Source organism: Mesorhizobium sp. M0077, assembly GCF_040322955.1.
In the GTDB taxonomy this organism is placed as follows: domain Bacteria; phylum Pseudomonadota; class Alphaproteobacteria; order Rhizobiales; family Rhizobiaceae; genus Mesorhizobium.
In genome coordinates this window covers 1-17,964 of the sequence record NZ_JAMYUL010000027.1, presented here as the reverse complement: position 1 = coordinate 17,964, position 17,964 = coordinate 1, and the positions used below count along the sequence as shown (strand labels likewise).

Here is a 17,964-nt window from a genome sequence, read left to right as displayed (position 1 = left end):
CCCCGCGCGCAACGCGAAGGGCTCGGCGAAAGACAGTCGCGACCGCGGCTGCGGCCGCGACTGTTGAAGGTCTGGGTTATTTGCCGGACAGGATGTCGTCGTAGACCTGCGCGGTGTCCTTTTCATAGAGCGCGCCGGTGATGACGTTGAAGCCCGGAGGAATGCCTGACGCCGCCATGTTGGCCAGCGACAGCGCGACGTAGCTGGTCGCCTGCGGGTCCTGCCACTGGCCGGCATTGACGTAGCCGGTCAGCACTTCCTGGGTGGTGTCGAGCGAGTTGCCCCAGCCGACGACCGGGATTTCGCCCGGCTTGATGCCGGCCTGGTCGAACACCCGCTTGATCGAGCCGGTGACCAGATCGCCGAGGCCGATGATTGCCTTGACCTTGGCCTTGTTGGCGGTGAGATAGTCGACCATGCGGTTGATGGCTTCGGCCTGGTCGAGGGTCGCTTCGGTGATCTCATAGGTGATCCCCAGCGGTTCGAAGACGCTCTTGATGCCTTCCTCTTCCTGGACGCCGTAGGTGGCGCCGGGGATTTCGACCGGCATCCAGACGAAGTCGCCCTTCTTCACCAGGCCCTTGTCGACCAGATATTGCGCCCAGTGCTTGCCGAAGGTGACGTTGTCGCCGCCGACATAGGCGTCGAAGCTTGCCTTGGGATCGGGCGTGTTGAAGTTGATGATCGGGATCTTGGCCGTGTTGGCTTCCTTGGCGATTTCGATCAGGCTGCCCGGATCGGGGCTGGTGGTGACGATGCCGTCGGCCTTTGCCGAGATCGCGGCGCGCACGGCCTCCTGCTGCGAGGCAACGTCGCCATTGTGGAACGAGGTGTTGACGGTGTTGCCGGTGTCCTTCGCCCATTGCTTGGCGCCGGCCAGGAAGTAGGTCCAGACCGGGTCGGCCGGGCCGCCATGCGAAATCCAGTAGAACGTCTTGGCCTGTGCCGCCGCCGGAACGGCCAGCGCCACAATCAGGCCAAGCACGAGTAATCGTAGCCTCGTCAGCATTTGCTTTCCTCCCATGTTGAAAAACGACCTCCACGTCCGGCGATGATCCGGGCGATGCCCTTGATCCTCTCCTCCTGCCAGCGCCGACCCGGATGCGCAGAGCATCTTCTTTTGCGGCCGATGGCAAGCCTCCATCCGCTCAATGGATGGTGGCGCGATGCAACGCGCCATCAGCGATCCCATCAGATCGCATCAGTTAGAGAGCAATTCCAGGAAAAGTGTGAAACGGTTTTCCGCCCGGAATTGCGTCAAACCAAGAGATAGAGATATTCCCCGGCAAGCAGGCGGGGCTTAAACTCAGGCGCGCGGAATTTCCTGAAAGCGCTCGGCCTGGCGGATGCGCAGCACCTTGGCCAGCCGGTCGAGCGCGAGCGCCAGCACCATCACCGCGCCGATCACGAACGGGCTCCATGCGGCGTCGACGCCGAACAGGGTAACGCCGCTCAAGATGACCTGGATGATCAGCATGCCGATCACCGCACCGAAGACGGTGCCGCGCCCGCCGGAAAGCGAGGTGCCGCCGATGATCGCCGCGGCAATCGCCATCAGCACGAAACCGCCGCCTTGGTCGACGTCGGTAACGGGAGAGCCAAGCCACAGCGCGCCCGCCAGCCCCGAGACGATGCCCATCAGCACCAGCGTCTGCAGCCGCACAGCACCTGTCGGGATGCCGGCATAGAGCGCCGCCTGCGGATTGCTGCCGACGGCCTGGATCCGGTAGCCGAAGCGGCTGCGGTGAAGCACGAGGTGCATCACCACCGCCATTGCGACGAAGACAAAGACAGCCGTCGGCACAAGGCCGAACAGCTTGCCGTGAACGATCTCAAAGAAGTCGCCGCCTGGGCTGGCCGGAGCTGTCGCTTGCATCTTGACGGCCACCGCCGCCAGGCCCCGGAACATTGCAAAGGTGCCCAGCGTAACGACGATGGCCGGCAGTCGCAGCGCCACCACCAGCAGGCCGTTGACGAGGCCGAGCCCGGCGCCGAGCAGCACGCCGGCAAGGGCGGCAAGCCACGGGTCGATGCCGGCGGCCAGAAGGAATGCGGTGAGAAGGGCCGCGAGATGGAATATCCAGCCGACGGAAAGGTCGATCTCGCGGAGTGCGAGCACGAACACCATGCCGACCGCCAGCATGCCGGGATAGGCAGCGGTTTCCAGCAACGACAGCACATTGGCCTGATCGAGGAAATCCGGCCGGGCAAAACCTGTAATCGCCACCAGGACAACGAGCCCGATGAGCGGCCTGAGTTCGACGGGCAGGCGAAGGCTGCGCTTCGGGTGGGCAGCCGAACCGGCAAGCCGTAGCATGGGATCCAATCGTGTCATGCAATGGCTCCCACGAGTTTCTTTTTCGACCGCTCCGCCTCCGGCATCTCGCCGGTGGTGGTCAGTTGCAGCATTGTCCTTCGCTTCATCTCGGCGCCGGACAGCTCGCCGGCGACCCGGCCGCGGTGGAAGACAAGGACGCGGTTGCTGAGGTTGGTCAGTTCGGACGGCTCGACCGAACGCAGCAAAACGATACAGCCATTGGCCGCCATCTGCCGGATCAGCGCATAGATCTTGCGCTTGGCAGCCGCCTCGATACCGCCAGCCGGATTGTCGAGGAGCAGCACTTGCGGCGCCGTCTCCAGCCATTTGGCGATTACGATCTTCTGCTGATCGCCGGCCAGCAGCGAATTCACCGGCGCGTCCGGCAGGCCCTTGATGCGCAGCGCATCGATCTGCCTTGCGGCGGCGGCGATCGCGGCCTTGGGCGAGTAGCGGCGCGACCCCCAGTTGCGGGCGCCGGTGGCGATGTTGCCTATGTTGAAGGCCAGCGACCGGTCGGGCATCAGGCCGTTGCACAGGCGGTTGGCCGGCACCAGGCCGATGCCGCGCCGCGCCGCTTCGGTCGGATTTCCAGGCAAGCCGTAGCCGTCGGGGAGCCGCACCCTGCCGCTTTGCGCCTCGCGCAGGCCAAACAGCATCTCGAACAGGTCTTCAACGCCCGACCCCTCAAGCCCGGCCAAGCCGAGGATCTCGCCGGAGCGGGCGGTGAAGCTGACGCCGGAAATCCGGCCGCCGCTCAGACCCTCCACCGTGATCCGCGGCCTTATCGTGCTGGCATTGGCCGGCAGTGCAGGCGGGAACAGGCTGTCGCGCTGCTGGCCGATCATGGCGTCGATCACATCGGCTTCGCTCAACGCCGAGCGCTCACTTGTCAGCACGTCACGGCCGTTGCGCATCACGGTGACCTGGTCTGCAATCGCAAACACGTCCTCCAGCCGGCGCGAGACATAGAGCACGCTCGTGCCCTTGGCCTTGAGGTCACTTAGTACGGTGAACAGGTGCTCGGTCTGGCGCCGGTCGAGCGCAGAATTCGGTTCATCGAGGATCAGCAGCCTCGGGCCTTCCAGAATTGCGCGGCCGAGTTCGACATATTGCCGTTCGCCCATGCCGAGTTGTCCCACAGGAGCGTGGACATCGACGTCGAGCTTGAGTTGCCGAAGCAAGGTGCGGCTGCGTGCCTCCATCTCGCGCCTGGAGACGAAGCCATTGCGCAACGGCTCGCGATTGACGAAAAGATTGGCCAGCACCGAGCGGTCGGCAAACAGGCCGAGCCCCTGGTGGACGACGCCGAAGCTGTGCTTGCGTGCAGCGATCGGGCTGTCGACGGTGACGATCTGGTCGCCGACGCGGATGGTGCCGCTGTCGGGCCGGAGCACGCCGGCAAGCACCTTCACCAGCGTCGACTTGCCGGCGCCGCTTTCACCGACGACAGCATGGATCGTCCCCTGTCCGACAGACAGGTTCATATCCCTGAGCGCGACAACGCCGCCATAACGCATGGCGAGATTGCGCACCGATATCATCGGCAAACCGAGCATGCGATTCGGCCCCCACAGACCGCGCCCCGATCCTGGAGCGAATTTCCGATACAGTCACCCGGATTCCGCTAACAAACGGCTTACAGGGACCGGATACGAACGTTTATCGGCTATCCGTTCGTCCCGGCTGCTCCGAAATCAGATCAGCTCGGCCTTGGCGAGGTCCCGCATGAGATGGCTGGCGCCGTAGGTCCAGTGCGGGCAATCGGGCGACAGAAGCACGCGGTTGACCAGCGCGCCGAATTTCTCCGACGAGATGGTGACGATGTCGCCGATCTTGTGGGTGAATCCCTTGCCCTTCTCGCCGCGATCCTTCGACGGCACGAACATGGTGCCGAGATAAAGCGCCAAGCCGTCGGGATACTGGTGGTGCGGCCCCATGGCGGCCGCGACCAGCTCTTCGGGCGAACGGCTGATCTCGGCCATCGAGCTCGCGCCCTCCAGCGAAAACCCGTCCTCGCCCTCGACCTTCAGCCGCACCGTGGCGCGCTTGACATCGTCGATGGAAAAGCTTGCGTCGAACAACCGGATGAAGGGCCCAAGCGAGGCCGAGGCATTGTTGTCCTTGGCCTTGCCGAGCAGCAGCGCCGAGCGTCCCTCGACGTCGCGAAGATTGACGTCGTTGCCGATGGTGGCGCCGACGATCCTGCCGGTGCTGGCGGCGATCATGGCGATCTCCGGCTCGGGGTTGTTCCAGGTGGAGACAGGATGCAGCCCGACATCGGCGCCGAAGCCGACGGACGCCATCGGCTGGCATTTGGTGAAGATCTCGGCATCGGGGCCGATGCCGACTTCCAGATATTGCGACCAGGCGCCGCGCTGGATGAGCTTGGCCTTGATCTCCACCGCTTCGGGTGAGCCGGGCTTCAGCTTCGACAGATCGTGGCCGATCAGCCGGGCAATGTCGGCGCGGATGGCGTCGGCCTTTTCCGCCGAGCCGCGCGCCTGCTCCTCGATGACGCGTTCGAGCAGGCTGACGACGAAGGTGACGCCCGAAGCCTTCACCGCCTGCAGGTCGATGGGCGAGACCAGATAGGGCTTTGCCGGGTCGCGGGTAGCCTGAAAACTGTTGGCGGCGATCGCATCGAGCGAGCCGATCGGTTTGCCCTTGGCAGAGCGCACGTGTCCGGCCGGATCGGCCATCTCGCAAATGTCGCGCACGGTGGGTGCGGTGGTCGAGGTGATGTCGAAAACGATGCCGTCGCGCACGGTGACCACCAGAGGATGCGAGGCTTCGCCTGCCCTGGCACGGCCGATGAAGAGCCCGTCGGCGGGAAGCTGCGTTGGGTTCGTCATGGCTTACGGTCCTTTGATGATCGAGATGGCAGCTGGGCCGCTGCACTTTCACCGGATTCACGCCAAAGGTCTATCCCGTGGCGCAGGCAATTGTCGGTTCTGACATGAGGCCCGCTCTTTCAAAAAAATGAAACTGGCACTAGAATTTTCATTTTCCGCATACTCCAGGTGAAGCCTTGCCCGCACCGTTTTCCGTTCCGATCTGGCAGAAGCCGCAGACCGCATCCGCCTTCCAGTTGCTCGTCACTGCGCCGGTCGACGTTGCCATCGTCGGCGGCGGCTTCATGGGCCTGTCGACCGCCTTGCACGCAGCCCGGCTCGGTCTCGGTGTACAGGTGCTGGAGGCTGGCGAGATCGGCCAGGGCGCCTCGGGCCTCAATGGCGGCCAGGTCATTCCCGGCCTGAAATATGATCCCGAATGGCTGCTCGAGCATTTCGGCCCCGAGCGTGGCCAAGCGCTGGTCGATTTCGCCGCCTCGGCGGCGGATACGGTGTTCGATCTCATCCGCGACGAAAAGCTGGCGGTGCCGCTCACCCGCAAGGGCTGGATCCAGGCCGCGCATACCGAAACCGCATTGAAAGCGGCGGCGAACAGGGATGGTCAATGGCGGGCGCGTGGCGCCGATGTCCGGCTTCTGAATGAAAGCGAGATCGCCGATATGACCGGCGCGCAAGGCTATCTCGGCGGCTGGCTCGACCGCCGCGCCGGCATCATCGATCCGCTCGCCTATACAGTGGAACTGGCGCGCATCGCCGCCGCCGCCGGCGCCAGCATTGCCGAGCGGCAGAAGGTGGTGAAACTCCGCAAGGAGGCCGGCCTTTGGCGTGTCTCAACCGAAAGCGGCGCCGAGGTGCGGGCGAAAGCGGTTGTCCTGGCGACGAACGCCTATACCGATGGACTGCTTCCGGGCCTCGCGGAAACGATCGTGCCGCTGCATTCCTTCCAGGTCGCGACCGCGCCGCTGTCATCCAACCTTGCGGCGACGATCCTGCCGGAAGGGCAGGCGGTGTCCGACTCCAGGCGCATTCTCGTCTACTACCGCAAAACAGCCGACGGCCATCTGGTGCTTGGCGGCCGCGGCCGCATGGCGCGGCCGAGGAGCGAGGCCGACTGGGCGCATCTGCAGCACGCGCTGGTGCGGCTCTATCCGGCGCTCTCCGATGTCGTCATCGAGAAGCGCTGGTTCGGCCGCGTGGCGATGACACCGGATCACCTGCCGCACATCCATGAGCCGGAAAAGGGCCTGCTCGCCGTGGTTGGTTGCCAGGGCAGGGGCGTCGGCCTGATGACCGCGCTGGGAAAACGCATGGCGGGCTACCTCGCGGGCGGCGATGTCAATCAATTGCCGTTCCCGCTGTCGCCGGTCCGGCCGATCCCGTTCCACGCCTTCCGCCAGGTCGGCGTCGCCGCGACCATCGCCTGGTACCGGATGCTCGACGCCTTCGAGCGCTGATTGGGTGCCGGTCGCCTAGGCCTCGTGGATTCAGCTTGACAGTTTCACAAATATGAAAAAAGCTAAGCCGATTTCATATTTCCGTTGAGCAGTCCGATGTCGAGCATCGTTGCAACAGAAGCGCCGGCAGGGTCGTCCCGAGGCTTCCGCTTCGCCATGTTGCTGCCGGGCGGGCTGGTCACCTTGTTCCTGATCCTGTTTGCCCTTGGCCTTGTGCTCTTCCTCTCACTTCGCGGCAATGACGGTTCGCTGCTCGGCGCCGGCTTCACGGCAGGCAACTTCATCACCGTGGTCTCCGATCCGCTCTACTGGACGGTGACGCTGCGCTCGCTGGTGATCGCCGGCCTGGTGACGCTGGCGACCGTCGTCACCGCCTATCCCGTCGCCTACTATCTCGCTTTCTATGCCGGCCGCCGCCGCAGCCTGCTTTTGTTTCTGGTGACCCTGCCGTTCTGGACCAGCTATCTCCTGCGCGTCTTCGCCTGGAAGATCGTGCTCGCCTACAACGGCGTCTTGAACTCGGCGCTGATCGAAAGCGGCATCTGGTCGGAGCCGACGCTGGCCTTCCTCAACACGCCGGCGGCGGTGGTCGTCACGCTGGCGCATGCCTATGCGCCCTTCGCCATCCTGCCGATCTATGTGGCGCTGGACACCATCCCGAAATCACTGCTCGAAGCCGCCTCCGATCTCGGCGCCAGACCGTTCACGGCGTTTCGCCGCGTCGTCTTGCCCAATTCGATGCCGGGCGTTCTGGCGGCCGCCCTCGTCGTCTTTGTGCCGACGGTCGGCGACTATGTCACCCCGGCCATGGTCGGCGGTCCCGCCAGCACCATGATCGGCACATTGATCCAGTCGCAGTTCGGCAAGGCCAATGACTGGCCGTTCGGGGCGGCACTTTCAGTCTGCGTGATGCTGGTCATCCTCTGCGTGGTGCTGGTCGCACGCGGCGCCGACCGCAAATTCGGCAGCCGCACATGAGCGCGGCGCGGAGAGATGATGGCCGCGGCTGGCTCGGCGTCTATGTGCTTGCCTATCTCGTCTTCCTCTATCTGCCGGTGCTGTTGATCCCGCTGTTTTCCTTCAACAACTCCATCCAGGCCGCGTTTCCGCTGCAGGGCTTCACGCTCGAATGGTATGCCACGCTCTATGGCAATCCGGCGCTGTCCGGCGCGCTTTTGAACAGTCTCGTCATTGGCGTCGTGGCCGCCGCCGGCGCCACGCTCTGCGGCATCACCGTCTCCTATATGGACCTCTACGGTCGTTCGCCGCTCGCCGCCACCATCAGCGCCATCTCCAGGCTGCCGATCCTGATCCCCGGCGTCATCGTCGGCATATCGTTGCTGATCCTCGTCAATCTCATCGGCCTCGGCCCGTCGCGCATCGCCATCGTTCTCGGCCACATACTGGTGGCGCTGCCGACCACCGTGGTGATCATGCGCAGCCGGTTTGCCGCAATTCCGAAAACCATTCGCGAGGCCGCACTCGATCTCGGCGCTTCCGACTGGACGACCTTCCGGCGGGTGATGTTGCCGCTCTCGCTGCCGGCCATCGTCTCGGCCTTCATGCTGGCCTTTCTGATCTCCTTCGACGAGTTCATCGTCGTCTTCTTCCTCGCCGGCACCGAGCCGACGCTGCCGCTCTACATCTGGAGCCAACTGCGTTTTCCTCGCTCGCTGCCGACCGTGATGGCGCTGGGGACAGCTATCCTTGCTGTGTCCGTCATCATCGCCGGCATCGCCGAAATCCTGCGCCATCGCGGGCTGAGCACAGCCCGTCGGACGGCGCCCACCAGTCCAGCCTGACCCATAACAAAAGAGGAGAACCGAAATGGCATTCGACCCGAAATCAATTACTGGGCTGAAATCGATCACTGGCCCGAAATCGATCACTGCAAAGACAGCCCGCACCGGGCTTGCCGCGCTTGCAATCGTCCTGTCGTCGACTGTCGCCTTCGCCGCCGACAAGCTGCAATATTTCACCTGGTCCGGCTATGAACTGCCAGACTTCAACAAGAGCTTCCTGACGGCCCATCCCGATGGCGTCGAGGCCTCGATCTTCGGCGACGACGACGATGCCTTCACCAAGGTCAAGGCCGGCTTCCGCCCCGATATCGCCCATCCCTGCTACGACAAGGTGGCGCGCTGGAACAAGGAAGGCCTGCTGCAGCCGATCGATACCAAGCGCATCAAGAACTGGGATTCGATCTTCCCGGTGTTCAAGAACCTGCCCGACATCCAGGCCGGCGACGGCAAGGTCTGGATGGTGCCGTGGGATTGGGGCAACACCTCGATCCTCTACCGCACCGATCTGGTGAAGAACCCGGAAGCGAGCTGGAACCTTCTGTGGGACAAGCAATATGCCGGCCGCATGGCGACCATCGATGCCGTGCATGACACGCCGATCGTTGCAGCACTTCTGGCCGGCGTAAACCCCTTCGATATGACGCCGGAGCAGATGGACAAGGTGGCGGAAAAATTGCGCGAGCAGCGTCCGCTGCTCTCCAACTACACCACCGACATGACCTCGGTCGAACAGGCGCTGGCCAGCGGCCAGCTGGTCGCCGCCATGACCTGGAACGCGTCGGCAACCTCGCTGAAGAAGCAGGGCGTGCCGGTCGAGTTCATGAAGCCGAAGGAGGGCATGCTGACCTGGGCCTGCGGCTTCGTCATGCTCAAGGACGCCAAAAACGTCGACCTCGCCTATGACTTCATCAACAGCCGGCTCGACGCCGACTCGGGTAAGTACCTGATCCAGGCCTACGGCTATGGCAGCTCGCTGAGCACCGCCTTCGCCGGCGTGGCGAAGGACGAACTGGACAAGCTGCAATTGCCGGCGGACCCGGAGGTGATGCTGAAGACCACCATCTTCACCGGCCCGATGAAGCAGAACGACGATGTGGCGAAGATGTTCGAGAAAGTGAAGGCGGGCGGCTGAGGGATCCATCGCCGACGGTTGCGCTGCCCCTCACCTGCCTGCCGGCATCCTCTCCCCGTATAGTGACGGGGAGAGGGGCGCTGTCACCAGCGATTTCGCAAATCGCAAACGTTGCAGAAATGGCGCCGAGTTTGCGACCAGCCGCTTTCTCCCCGTCACTATACGGGGAGAAATGTCCGGCAGGACAATGAGGGGCAGCGCCGACGGCAGGTAATTGTGACTAATCTCCTGAAGCCCGCGGGTCTTGCCGCCGCGCCAAAGACTGCAACAAGGACCAACTGATGGACATGCTTGAAGCGAAACCAAAGGCCGACGCCGACATTCGCGTCGGCCGGCGCGTGCGGGCGCTGCGGCTGGAGCGCAATTTGTCGTTGGCCGAGCTGGCAGCAAAAGCCGGCGTCTCCATCGGTGCGCTGAGCCAGATCGAGCGCGGCCTGTCTTCGCTGCGCGTCAAGGTGATCTGGCCGCTTGCGGCCGCGCTCGACATCGAGCCTTCGGCGCTGATCACCGACGGCAACGAAGCCGCCAACGATCTCTATTGCGTGCGCGCCGACAAAAGGCGGCAGCTCCCGGTCAAGTCGGAAGGCATCGCCAAGGCGCTGCTGTCGCCGCCGGGCGCGGCGCTGACCGGCCTCTTGGTGACGGTGGAAGCCGATGGCGGCACGGCGGAAGCCTATGCGCATATCGGTCACGAGTTCGGCTATGTCCTGTCGGGCGAGGTCGAACTGGTGGTGGACTCGACAAAATACGTGCTGAAGAGCGGCGACTCCTTTGCCTTCAAGAGCACGCTTCTGCACGCCTTCCGCAATCCCGGCACCGAGCCTTGCCAGATCCTCTGGGTCAACACCACCAAGCCGTCCGAGGTTCGCGATGGCGCCTGATGCGCTGGTACGCCTGGACACGGTCTCGAAGGTTTTCCCCGGCGGCATTGTCGGGCTCGACGCCGTCGATCTCGACATTATCAGCGGCGAGTTCATCACCCTGCTCGGGCCCTCGGGCTGCGGCAAGACCACCAGCCTGCGCGTCATTGCCGGTTTCGAGAGCCCGTCGAGCGGCAAGGTGCTGCTCGATGGTCGCGACATCACCGCGCTCAGGCCGTTCGACCGTCCCGTCAACACCGTGTTCCAGGATTATGCGCTGTTCCCGCATATGAACGTCGCCGAGAATGTCGGCTTCGGCCTGTCGCTGCGCAAACTGTCCGGCGCCGAGCAGGCAAAGCGCGTCCGCGAAGCCCTCGACATGGTCGGCCTCGCCGACAAGCTCGGCGCCCGCGTTTCCGAACTGTCGGGTGGCCAGCGCCAGCGCGTCGCGCTCGCCCGAGCCATAGTCTGCGAGCCGCGCGTTCTGTTGCTCGATGAACCGCTGTCGGCGCTCGATGCGCATCTGCGCGAACAGATGCAGGTCGAACTGAAGCGGCTGCAGTCGCGGCTCGGCACCACCTTCGTCATGGTCACCCACGACCAGACCGAAGCGCTGTCGATCTCCGACCGCATCGTCGTCATGAACAAGGGCCGCATCGAGCAGATCGCTCCGCCGGCCACGCTTTACGACCGGCCGGCGACGAAATTCGTCGCAAGCTTCATCGGCACCATGAACCTCTTGCAATCGCGCTTCATCGGCCGCGACGGCGACCGCCTGCGCTTCGCCGCTGGCGGGCTTTCGCTGGAAGCAACATCTGAAACCGGCGACACACCCGGCGAAGGCACTGAGCGCACCATCGGCGTTCGCCCCGAGGACTTGCTGGCCACCACCGATGCCGCCGCCGGCACCGCGCCGGCGCGCGTCAACTCCATCGTCTTCCACGGCCGCACGCTGCGGCTGCATGCTGAGCTGGGGCAGGGATTGCCGGTGGTGATCGATGCGCCGCGCCAGGCCGAGGGCTTTCAATTCAGCGTCGGCGACGTGGCGCATATCAGCCTGCGCCGTGGTGCCAACTGCCCTATGCTGCCAAGCTGATCCAACCCAATCCCTTCATCGACGGTTGGATTTAACCTGCTGTGAAGATCGCCAAGGTGGAATTAAGTGTGAATTGACTCGCAAAGGAACATATTCCTACTTTGCGGGATGCCCGAACTAAGCACCCGACCGCGCCGAAATGTGCAAACCCTCTGCTTGGCGCATGAAGTCGGGCAGCTAATTCGTGTTCGATGTCGGAACTGCAACATCACTCGACATTATCTGCCTGGCGATCTCGCAAAGCTGGTTGGTGATATCCCCTTTTGGGATGTGGAGCGGCACATGCGGTGCGAGCGCTGCAAAGGTCGTGAGCTCGATGCAGGCATCATTCTGCCAAGCGCTGCTGAACGCCTTAAAATTCGCGTCAGACGTCTTGTCGAAATCCGCATGGTTCGCCGGGTAATCTGGCGAGACGACGATTGAGGAGAGCCGATTCGGGCTAAAACAGAGACCCTTGGGCCGGGGCCTGTGGTGGGAACTTGATCTGTGTGGCTGGCTTCTCAACGATCACCAACGCGTCGTTGGGCGCCGTCCGCTGCAAACGCCGTGCTTCCGACCATGGCGCAGTCAGCCAAGCCTCGGTTTCCTCCGGCGTGGTGAGGATCACGGGCATAGCCTTCTCATGTATCGGCGCAATGAGAGCATTAGGCTTGGTGGTCATGAAAGCGTATAGCTCGAAGTCGCCGGGACCGTCCTTGACCTTTCGCACGCCCTGCCAAGACGTCCAGAAACCAGCGAAGAAGAACAGCGGCCGGCTCTCGCCACGGGCAAACCAGTAATTTCGCTGGATTCCTGTTTCCGGGTCTTTATCGTTCGCCGCAGGGCTGGGCTCGGCAAAGCTGGTCACCGGCACGACACATCTGTGCTCGACGCCCACATATTGCTGCCAGTGCGAATATTGCGGATTGCGAACGTTGGTGGTGCCGTAGTCGGCCTTACCTTTCATGCGCTCGGGCGGCGTTGGCAACCCCCAAAGCAGTTTCGCCAGTTCACGCTCCCCATCCGTCCTGTTGCGAACGACAAGCCCAGGTTGATTGGGATAGACATCAAGCGAAGGTTCGAGGTTGCCGCTGATATCGCGCAATGTGCGGGTCCATTGGCGGACCGCCTCTTGCGTCGTCGTGATGTTGTAGAGGTTGCACATGCACCCAGCATTGCGGAATTGGCTTTTGTCTGCAACCGAAGTCGCTGTCCGACGCCGCCGCAATCGTCGTCACATAGCCGCGCTATATCATCGTCCTGACACACCTTGTCAGCTGTCGTGCGGGTAAAGGTGGCGGGCCGGCAAGCGCTTCCCTACTTCAAACCAGTCTGAACAGGAGGAACACACATGACCATCGCGGATGTTGCCAAGGATTTCACCGAAATGCTCCAGCAGGGGGATCACCTGGGTGCTGGTGAAAAGTACAATGCCGATGATATCGTCAGCCTCGAAGCGATGGAGGGGCCGATGGCCATTGCCCGTGGCAAGGAAGCTCTCAGGCAAAAGGGCGAATGGTGGCAAGCGAACCACGAAGTCCACGGCGGCTCTGTCGAAGGCCCCTATGTCAACGGCGACCAGTTCGCGGTGCGCTTCAAGTTCGACATAACGCCCAAGGCCACCGGCGAACGGGTCACCATGGACGAGGTTGGCCTGTACACGGTCAAGAACGGCAAGATCACCGAAGAGCGCTTCTACTACTGAGCCCGGGTGCCGTAGGGTTCCGGCGCACTTCGCTGCACGACCCAAAAACCAGGCGGCCGGGACAAAGTCCTGGCCGCAGTGGGAAAAGCTCAAATGGTCTTCACATACTGCGCCAACTGATCGGCCACCGTGCCCCAGCCGTCGAAGAACCCCATCTCTTCATGATTGTTGCGGGTAGCCTGGTCGCGATGGATGGCCGTTGCCGTGTAGCGCGTGCCCTTGTCATCCGACTGAAGCGAAATGACTGCGGTGATGAAGGGCTCGCCCGAGGGCCGATAGCCCGGCAGCAGCGCATCGGTCCACACCAGCCGCTCGTTCGGCACGATCTCGAGATAGCAGCAATGGCGGTCGTTGACCTCCTTGCCGTCGGGCGATTGCATGCGCGTCCGGAACAGTCCGCCCGGACGAAGGTCGATCTCGCAATCGGTGATCAGCCAGGGCTTGGGCGTGAACCATTGCTTGACATGCTCCGGCACCGTCATCGCGCTCCACAAGAGTTCGCGCGGCGCGTCGAGCTTGCGCTCCAGCACAAGGTCCAGTCTGGGGTCGGGCTTGAAGGGATAGCTCACTTTTCTTGCTCCTTGAGGCTCATCACATAGGCGTCAAATTGATCGAGTCGGCGCTCCCACAGCGTGCGCTGTTCGGCCAGCCAGTTTTCGGCGAGCTGCAGCGGTTCGGGCGCCAGCTGATAGGTCCTGGTGCGGCCGATTTTTTCCGATCGCACCAGTCCGCAGCCTTCCAGCACTTTCAGATGCTCGATGAAGGAAGGCAGCGCCATCTCGAAAGGCTGCGCCAACTCGCTGACCGAGGCGGGACTGCGGTTCAACCGCTCGACCACGCGCCGCCGCGTCGGGTCAGCCAGCGCGCGGAAGATGCCGTCGATCTGCGGGAGACTTGTAGTTGGGGCGAGGAGGCTTGGCATGGGCGATCCTGAGGTCCGTCGACGGGTATAGAAAGATACTTAGGAAAATTCCTTAGTATTGGCAAGCCCTAAAAATGGGCTGATGTGACCGGGGTGCTGGCAAAGCGGGAAGGACGGTTTTAGGCTGTCCGGCGGATTCGACCACCAGCCCAAGGGAAGTGCGTTTTGACGATCACCATGTACGGCATCACCACCTGCGACACGATCAGGAAGGCGCGCACCTGGCTGGAGGGCCACGATGTGCCTTACCGTTTTCACGACTACCGGGCCGAGGGGATAGAGGTGGGCAGACTGGATGGATGGATCGGCAAGGTTGGCTGGGAAAAGCTGCTCAACAAGGGCAGCACGACCTTCCGCGAACTGCCCGACAAGCACAAGCAAGGGCTCGACGAGAAGAAGGCCAGGAAGCTGATGCTGGCCAACCCGACGATGATCAAGCGCCCGGTGCTCGAGGTCGGGGATGAGATTTTGGTGGGGTTCAAGCCGGAGGCTTATGAAGGGGTGGTCAAGTAGCGTAGCCCTGCCTCGTCAGCCTATGGTGTAGCAAGGAGCGAAGCGACGCAGCGCAGACACGAGGATGACGAACGCGTGGAGGGCGATCGCTAATTGTGAAGGCTTTCGCTTGCGGCGTATGCAGCGGTTCGCTGTCTCTCAACCCGTCCAGCGCAAATACCCCGCCAACGCCACCGCATTGTTATGCGCCTCGTCATGTGCGCCATAAAGCAGCGTCACCTTGGCCTTTCCGAGCAAGCCACGCAGTTTCGCCACCGCTTCTCTATTCCCATCCAGCTCGACCGAATACCGCACCTGAAACTCCGCCCATCGCGCCGGCTCATGTCCGAACCACCTCCGCAATTCATTGCTCGGCGCGATCTCCTTCAGCCACAGCGTCAGCGCGGCATCCTCCTTGCTGATGCCGCGCGGCCAGATGCGATCGACCAGCACCCGCTGCCCGTCATCGGGCGCGGGTGCTTCGTAAATTCGCTTGACCGTCAGGTCGAAACCCATCCGCCCTCCGCGAGCTTACGCCCACTCACCCTTGCGCATCACCGGCACCTTGCGGCCATCCTTGTGCACGCCGTCTATGTCGATCTTGTCGGAGCCGATCATCCAGTCGATGTGGATAAAACTCTTGTTGCCGCCGCGCTGGGCGATTTCGTCCTGGGTGAGCGAGGCGCCGTCGACGAAGCATTTTGAATAGCACTGCCCGAGCGCGATGTGGCAGGCGGCGTTCTCGTCGAACAGCGTGTTGAAGAACAGCAGGCCGCTGGCCGAGATCGGCGAGGAATGCGGCACCAGCGCCACCTCGCCGAGCCGGCGCGAACCCTCGTCGGTGTCGAGCACTTTCTTCAGCACGTCCTCGCCCTTCGAAGCCTTGGCCTCGACGATCCTGCCCTCTTCGAAACGCACCGAGATATCGTCGATCAGCGTGCCCTGGTAGGACAGCGGCTTGGTCGAGGATACACGGCCGGAGACGCGCCGTGCATGCGGCGTGGTGAAGACCTCCTCGGTCGGGATGTTCGGGTTGCAGGTGACGCCGTTCTTGGCAGTCGAGGCGCCGCCCATCCATTCATGGCCGTCGGCCAGCCCGACGGTGAGGTCGGTGCCCGGGCCGCTGAAATGCAGATCATGGAAATTGTGCTCGTTCAGCCACTTTGTGCGGCCGCGCAGCGCTGCATTGTGCGCCGTCCAGTTTGCGATCGGGTCTTCCACATCGACCCGTGATGCCGAAAAGATCGCATCGGCAAGCTTGACCACGGCGACATCGTCGGCATCGCCGGGGAAGACCTGTTTTGCCCAGGCGAGATCCGGGTAGGCGACGATGTTCCAGTTGATGTCGAAGCCGGTGATCTTTTCCAGCGCCGGCTGGTACGCCATCGAGTTCGCCTTGTTGGCGCGCGCCACTTTCGCCGGGTCCTGCGCCGACAACAGCGACGGGTCCTCGCCGCGCACGGCAAGCCGCGCCGCATTGTTGGAAAAGGCCTTCGCCATGCCTTCATACATCCAGCCGGCGGCGCGGTCGAAGCCGGCATCCGCCCCGTAGCGGAAGCGCGCCAGCGTGATCTCGTCATCGTTGAAGATCGGCGTTACCAGCCCGGCGCCCGCCTTGTAAGCGTGCTCGACGATGCGCCTGGTCAGCGGCAGGGCTGCGATCGACGAGGTCAGCACCAGATCCTGCCCCGGCTGCAATTGCAGCCCGACCTTGATGGCGACTTCCGCCAGCCTGTCAAGCTTCACCGGGTCGATCGTTGCGGAAACGCCGCGCGAATGTGTGGTCATGATCCTGCCTGTCTTGGTCTTGGGGGTGAAGCTTCCAACATAGATCGGCGCGGCTGTGCTTTCCAGCACCGTCGCGACGGACAGCCCTAGGCAGCGCTTTCCAGCGCGCTGAACTGCGCCACGGTCGCCGCGATCTCTTCGCTGATCCAGATCTTGAAATCGCGCACCTTGCGGCTTTCGGTCTTGGTGGCCGAGGTCACCAGCCAGTAGCCGAGGCCGCTCTGCGCCCGCACGCCGAAAGGCGCGACGAGGCGGCCGTCGGCCAGCGCATCGGCGGCCAGCAATTGCCAGCCGAGCATGACGCCGTGGCCGGCGATTGCCGATTCCAGGCACAACATCGGGTCGGTGAAGCGCGCGCCCTTGCGAAAAGTGACCGGCTCGGCCCCGGCAGCCTTGAACCAGCTCTCCCAGTTGATCATCGCCCGCTCGTCGGTGATGGCGCAGGTCTGCGCCAGGTCTTCGATCGACTTCAGTTTCTTGGCGATCACCGGCGCGCAGACCGGAAAGACTTCCTGCGCCAACAAAAGTTCCGCCCGGCCGCCCGGCCATTTGCCGTCGCCAAGCCGGATGGCGATGTCGATGTCGGAGCGCTCGAGATCGGCGAGGCGCACCGAGGCGTCGATGCGCAGCAGCACGTTGGGATGGCGGTCGAAATGCCGCGACAATCGCGGCAGCAGCCATTTCGAGGCGAAGGCCGGCGCCACCGAAACCACCAGCGTGCATTGGCTTGCCTCGTCGGCCAGCGCCACCGCCTGCGCCAGCTCGCGAAAACCGGCGCCCAGCCGGGCGGAAAAAACCGTGCCGAACTCGGTCAGCACCAGCCCGCTCGCCGTTCGTTCGAACAGCGCCTGTCCAAGCTGCTTTTCGGTGCGGTTGATCTGCTGGCTGACGGCGCTGACGGATACGTTGAGCTCGCCGGCAGCGGCCGCCAGCGAGCCGAGGCGGGCGACGGTTTCGACGGCGCGCAGGCCGTTGAGATGGACGCGGTTCAGCATAGCCATTCCAGTTTTTCTAAACCGGGGCGGCCGAAATCTCAATTGAAAGACGGCGAGACAGGGCAGATTCTAGCGGGACAGTCAGACCGAGGAGGCGAGGATAGTGACGATCGTATCATTGCTCAAAGTCTTTGCCGCCGGCTACACGCGGCGGCGCCATGACGGGGATGTCCTCAATTGGGTGACCGATCCGCTGTCGCATCCCGTGCTCGACACCATGTCGGAGCGCGAACTCGGCGACATGCCGTTTCGCCTGACGGCGCGCCGCACTGCATACGAGACGGCGCAAGCAGGCTGCCGCTGAAATCGCGGACGCGGTAACTGGGAAGGCGATACTGTCGGCGCCAGCGCTGCCGCTCATTGGCCTGCCGGGCATTTCTCCCCGTAAGGGAGAAAGGTTGCCGGCGCCGAAGGTTTCGCCAATCACCAGCCCTGCAGGCAAGGGCGCCGAGGCACACGGTTAACTGTCCAGCCGATAGATGGGTAACACTTTGAACCGGATACATAGGTGACACTTCTCTCCCCCTATGCGTCCGCCGCAGCGCCAAGCGGATTGGTTGGCGCGGC

General features: G+C 63.3%; 19 protein-coding genes. 9 read left to right on the top strand and 10 right to left on the bottom strand.

The window, feature by feature from the left end:
* Positions 1-76: 76 nt before the first annotated feature.
* From NKJ57_RS29970 to NKJ57_RS29955, 4 genes are all read right to left on the bottom strand, one after another.
* On the bottom strand, positions 77-1,009 hold the full coding sequence (locus tag NKJ57_RS29970) for a substrate-binding domain-containing protein (RefSeq protein ID WP_023687083.1): 933 nt from the start codon (positions 1,007-1,009) through the stop codon (positions 77-79).
* A 297-nt stretch (positions 1,010-1,306) separates the two neighbouring features.
* Positions 1,307-2,335 (bottom strand): ABC transporter permease, encoded by a 1,029-nt coding sequence (locus NKJ57_RS29965; RefSeq protein WP_352511577.1) that lies wholly within the window; start codon positions 2,333-2,335, stop codon positions 1,307-1,309.
* On the bottom strand, positions 2,332-3,876 hold the full coding sequence (locus NKJ57_RS29960; RefSeq protein WP_352511578.1) for a sugar ABC transporter ATP-binding protein: 1,545 nt from the start codon (positions 3,874-3,876) through the stop codon (positions 2,332-2,334). The genes NKJ57_RS29965 and NKJ57_RS29960 overlap by 4 nt, the downstream gene beginning before the upstream one ends.
* 138 nt (positions 3,877-4,014) lie before the next feature.
* Positions 4,015-5,172, bottom strand: a complete 1,158-nt coding sequence (locus tag NKJ57_RS29955; RefSeq protein ID WP_352444416.1) for a fumarylacetoacetate hydrolase family protein — start codon at positions 5,170-5,172, stop codon at positions 4,015-4,017.
* Between the two features lie 176 nt (positions 5,173-5,348).
* Between NKJ57_RS29955 and NKJ57_RS29950 the strand changes: the two genes are divergently transcribed.
* The 6 genes from NKJ57_RS29950 to NKJ57_RS29925 all read left to right on the top strand — a co-directional run bounded on the left by NKJ57_RS29950 (position 5,349) and on the right by NKJ57_RS29925 (position 11,516).
* Positions 5,349-6,626 carry an NAD(P)/FAD-dependent oxidoreductase gene (locus NKJ57_RS29950; RefSeq protein WP_023747935.1) on the top strand — a complete coding sequence of 426 codons (1,278 nt, stop codon included), beginning with the start codon at positions 5,349-5,351 and terminating at the stop codon, positions 6,624-6,626.
* Between the two features lie 96 nt (positions 6,627-6,722).
* The gene (locus NKJ57_RS29945; RefSeq protein WP_023747934.1) at positions 6,723-7,604 is read left to right on the top strand and encodes an ABC transporter permease; all 882 of its coding nucleotides are present in this window, start codon (positions 6,723-6,725) and stop codon (positions 7,602-7,604) included.
* On the top strand, positions 7,601-8,428 hold the full coding sequence (locus NKJ57_RS29940) for an ABC transporter permease (protein WP_023709184.1): 828 nt from the start codon (positions 7,601-7,603) through the stop codon (positions 8,426-8,428). Before NKJ57_RS29945 ends, NKJ57_RS29940 begins: the two co-directional genes overlap by 4 nt.
* 25 nt (positions 8,429-8,453) lie before the next feature.
* Positions 8,454-9,560, top strand: coding sequence for an ABC transporter substrate-binding protein (locus NKJ57_RS29935; RefSeq protein ID WP_023668506.1), 1,107 nt, complete (start codon positions 8,454-8,456; stop codon positions 9,558-9,560).
* A 281-nt stretch (positions 9,561-9,841) separates the two neighbouring features.
* Positions 9,842-10,441: a helix-turn-helix domain-containing protein gene (locus NKJ57_RS29930; protein WP_023684396.1), complete on the top strand. Its 600-nt coding sequence runs from the start codon at positions 9,842-9,844 to the stop codon at positions 10,439-10,441.
* Positions 10,431-11,516: an ABC transporter ATP-binding protein gene (locus tag NKJ57_RS29925; protein WP_023687090.1), complete on the top strand. Its 1,086-nt coding sequence runs from the start codon at positions 10,431-10,433 to the stop codon at positions 11,514-11,516. The genes NKJ57_RS29930 and NKJ57_RS29925 overlap by 11 nt, the downstream gene beginning before the upstream one ends.
* Before the next feature lie 439 nt (positions 11,517-11,955).
* Here the strand turns inward: NKJ57_RS29925 and NKJ57_RS29920 are convergent, their stop codons facing one another.
* A complete protein-coding gene (locus NKJ57_RS29920; protein ID WP_023684394.1) occupies positions 11,956-12,660 on the bottom strand; it encodes an SOS response-associated peptidase in 705 nt (234 codons plus the stop codon).
* 186 nt (positions 12,661-12,846) lie between these two features.
* On the opposite strand from NKJ57_RS29920, the gene NKJ57_RS29915 reads away from it, so the two are divergent.
* Positions 12,847-13,200: a nuclear transport factor 2 family protein gene (locus NKJ57_RS29915; RefSeq protein ID WP_023668502.1), complete on the top strand. Its 354-nt coding sequence runs from the start codon at positions 12,847-12,849 to the stop codon at positions 13,198-13,200.
* 89 nt (positions 13,201-13,289) lie between these two features.
* Here the strand turns inward: NKJ57_RS29915 and NKJ57_RS29910 are convergent, their stop codons facing one another.
* Both NKJ57_RS29910 and NKJ57_RS29905 read right to left on the bottom strand, forming a co-directional pair.
* Positions 13,290-13,769: an SRPBCC family protein gene (locus NKJ57_RS29910; protein WP_023726386.1), complete on the bottom strand. Its 480-nt coding sequence runs from the start codon at positions 13,767-13,769 to the stop codon at positions 13,290-13,292.
* A complete protein-coding gene (locus tag NKJ57_RS29905; protein ID WP_352511581.1) occupies positions 13,766-14,122 on the bottom strand; it encodes an ArsR/SmtB family transcription factor in 357 nt (118 codons plus the stop codon). The genes NKJ57_RS29910 and NKJ57_RS29905 overlap by 4 nt, the downstream gene beginning before the upstream one ends.
* Positions 14,123-14,287: 165 nt before the next feature.
* Between NKJ57_RS29905 and NKJ57_RS29900 the strand changes: the two genes are divergently transcribed.
* On the top strand, positions 14,288-14,635 hold the full coding sequence (locus NKJ57_RS29900; RefSeq protein ID WP_023687095.1) for an ArsC family reductase: 348 nt from the start codon (positions 14,288-14,290) through the stop codon (positions 14,633-14,635).
* Between the two features lie 138 nt (positions 14,636-14,773).
* Here NKJ57_RS29900 and NKJ57_RS29895 read toward each other — a convergent pair whose 3' ends face one another.
* From NKJ57_RS29895 to NKJ57_RS29885, 3 genes are all read right to left on the bottom strand, one after another.
* Positions 14,774-15,130 (bottom strand): DUF488 domain-containing protein, encoded by a 357-nt coding sequence (locus NKJ57_RS29895; protein WP_352511582.1) that lies wholly within the window; start codon positions 15,128-15,130, stop codon positions 14,774-14,776.
* A gap of 15 nt (positions 15,131-15,145) precedes the next feature.
* Positions 15,146-16,402, bottom strand: a complete 1,257-nt coding sequence (locus NKJ57_RS29890) for an aminopeptidase (RefSeq protein WP_023684389.1) — start codon at positions 16,400-16,402, stop codon at positions 15,146-15,148.
* Positions 16,403-16,488: 86 nt separating this feature from the next.
* The gene (locus NKJ57_RS29885; RefSeq protein ID WP_352511584.1) at positions 16,489-17,403 is read right to left on the bottom strand and encodes a LysR substrate-binding domain-containing protein; all 915 of its coding nucleotides are present in this window, start codon (positions 17,401-17,403) and stop codon (positions 16,489-16,491) included.
* 97 nt (positions 17,404-17,500) lie between these two features.
* On the opposite strand from NKJ57_RS29885, the gene NKJ57_RS29880 reads away from it, so the two are divergent.
* Positions 17,501-17,701 (top strand): hypothetical protein, encoded by a 201-nt coding sequence (locus NKJ57_RS29880; RefSeq protein WP_352511586.1) that lies wholly within the window; start codon positions 17,501-17,503, stop codon positions 17,699-17,701.
* Positions 17,702-17,964 lie beyond the last annotated feature (263 nt).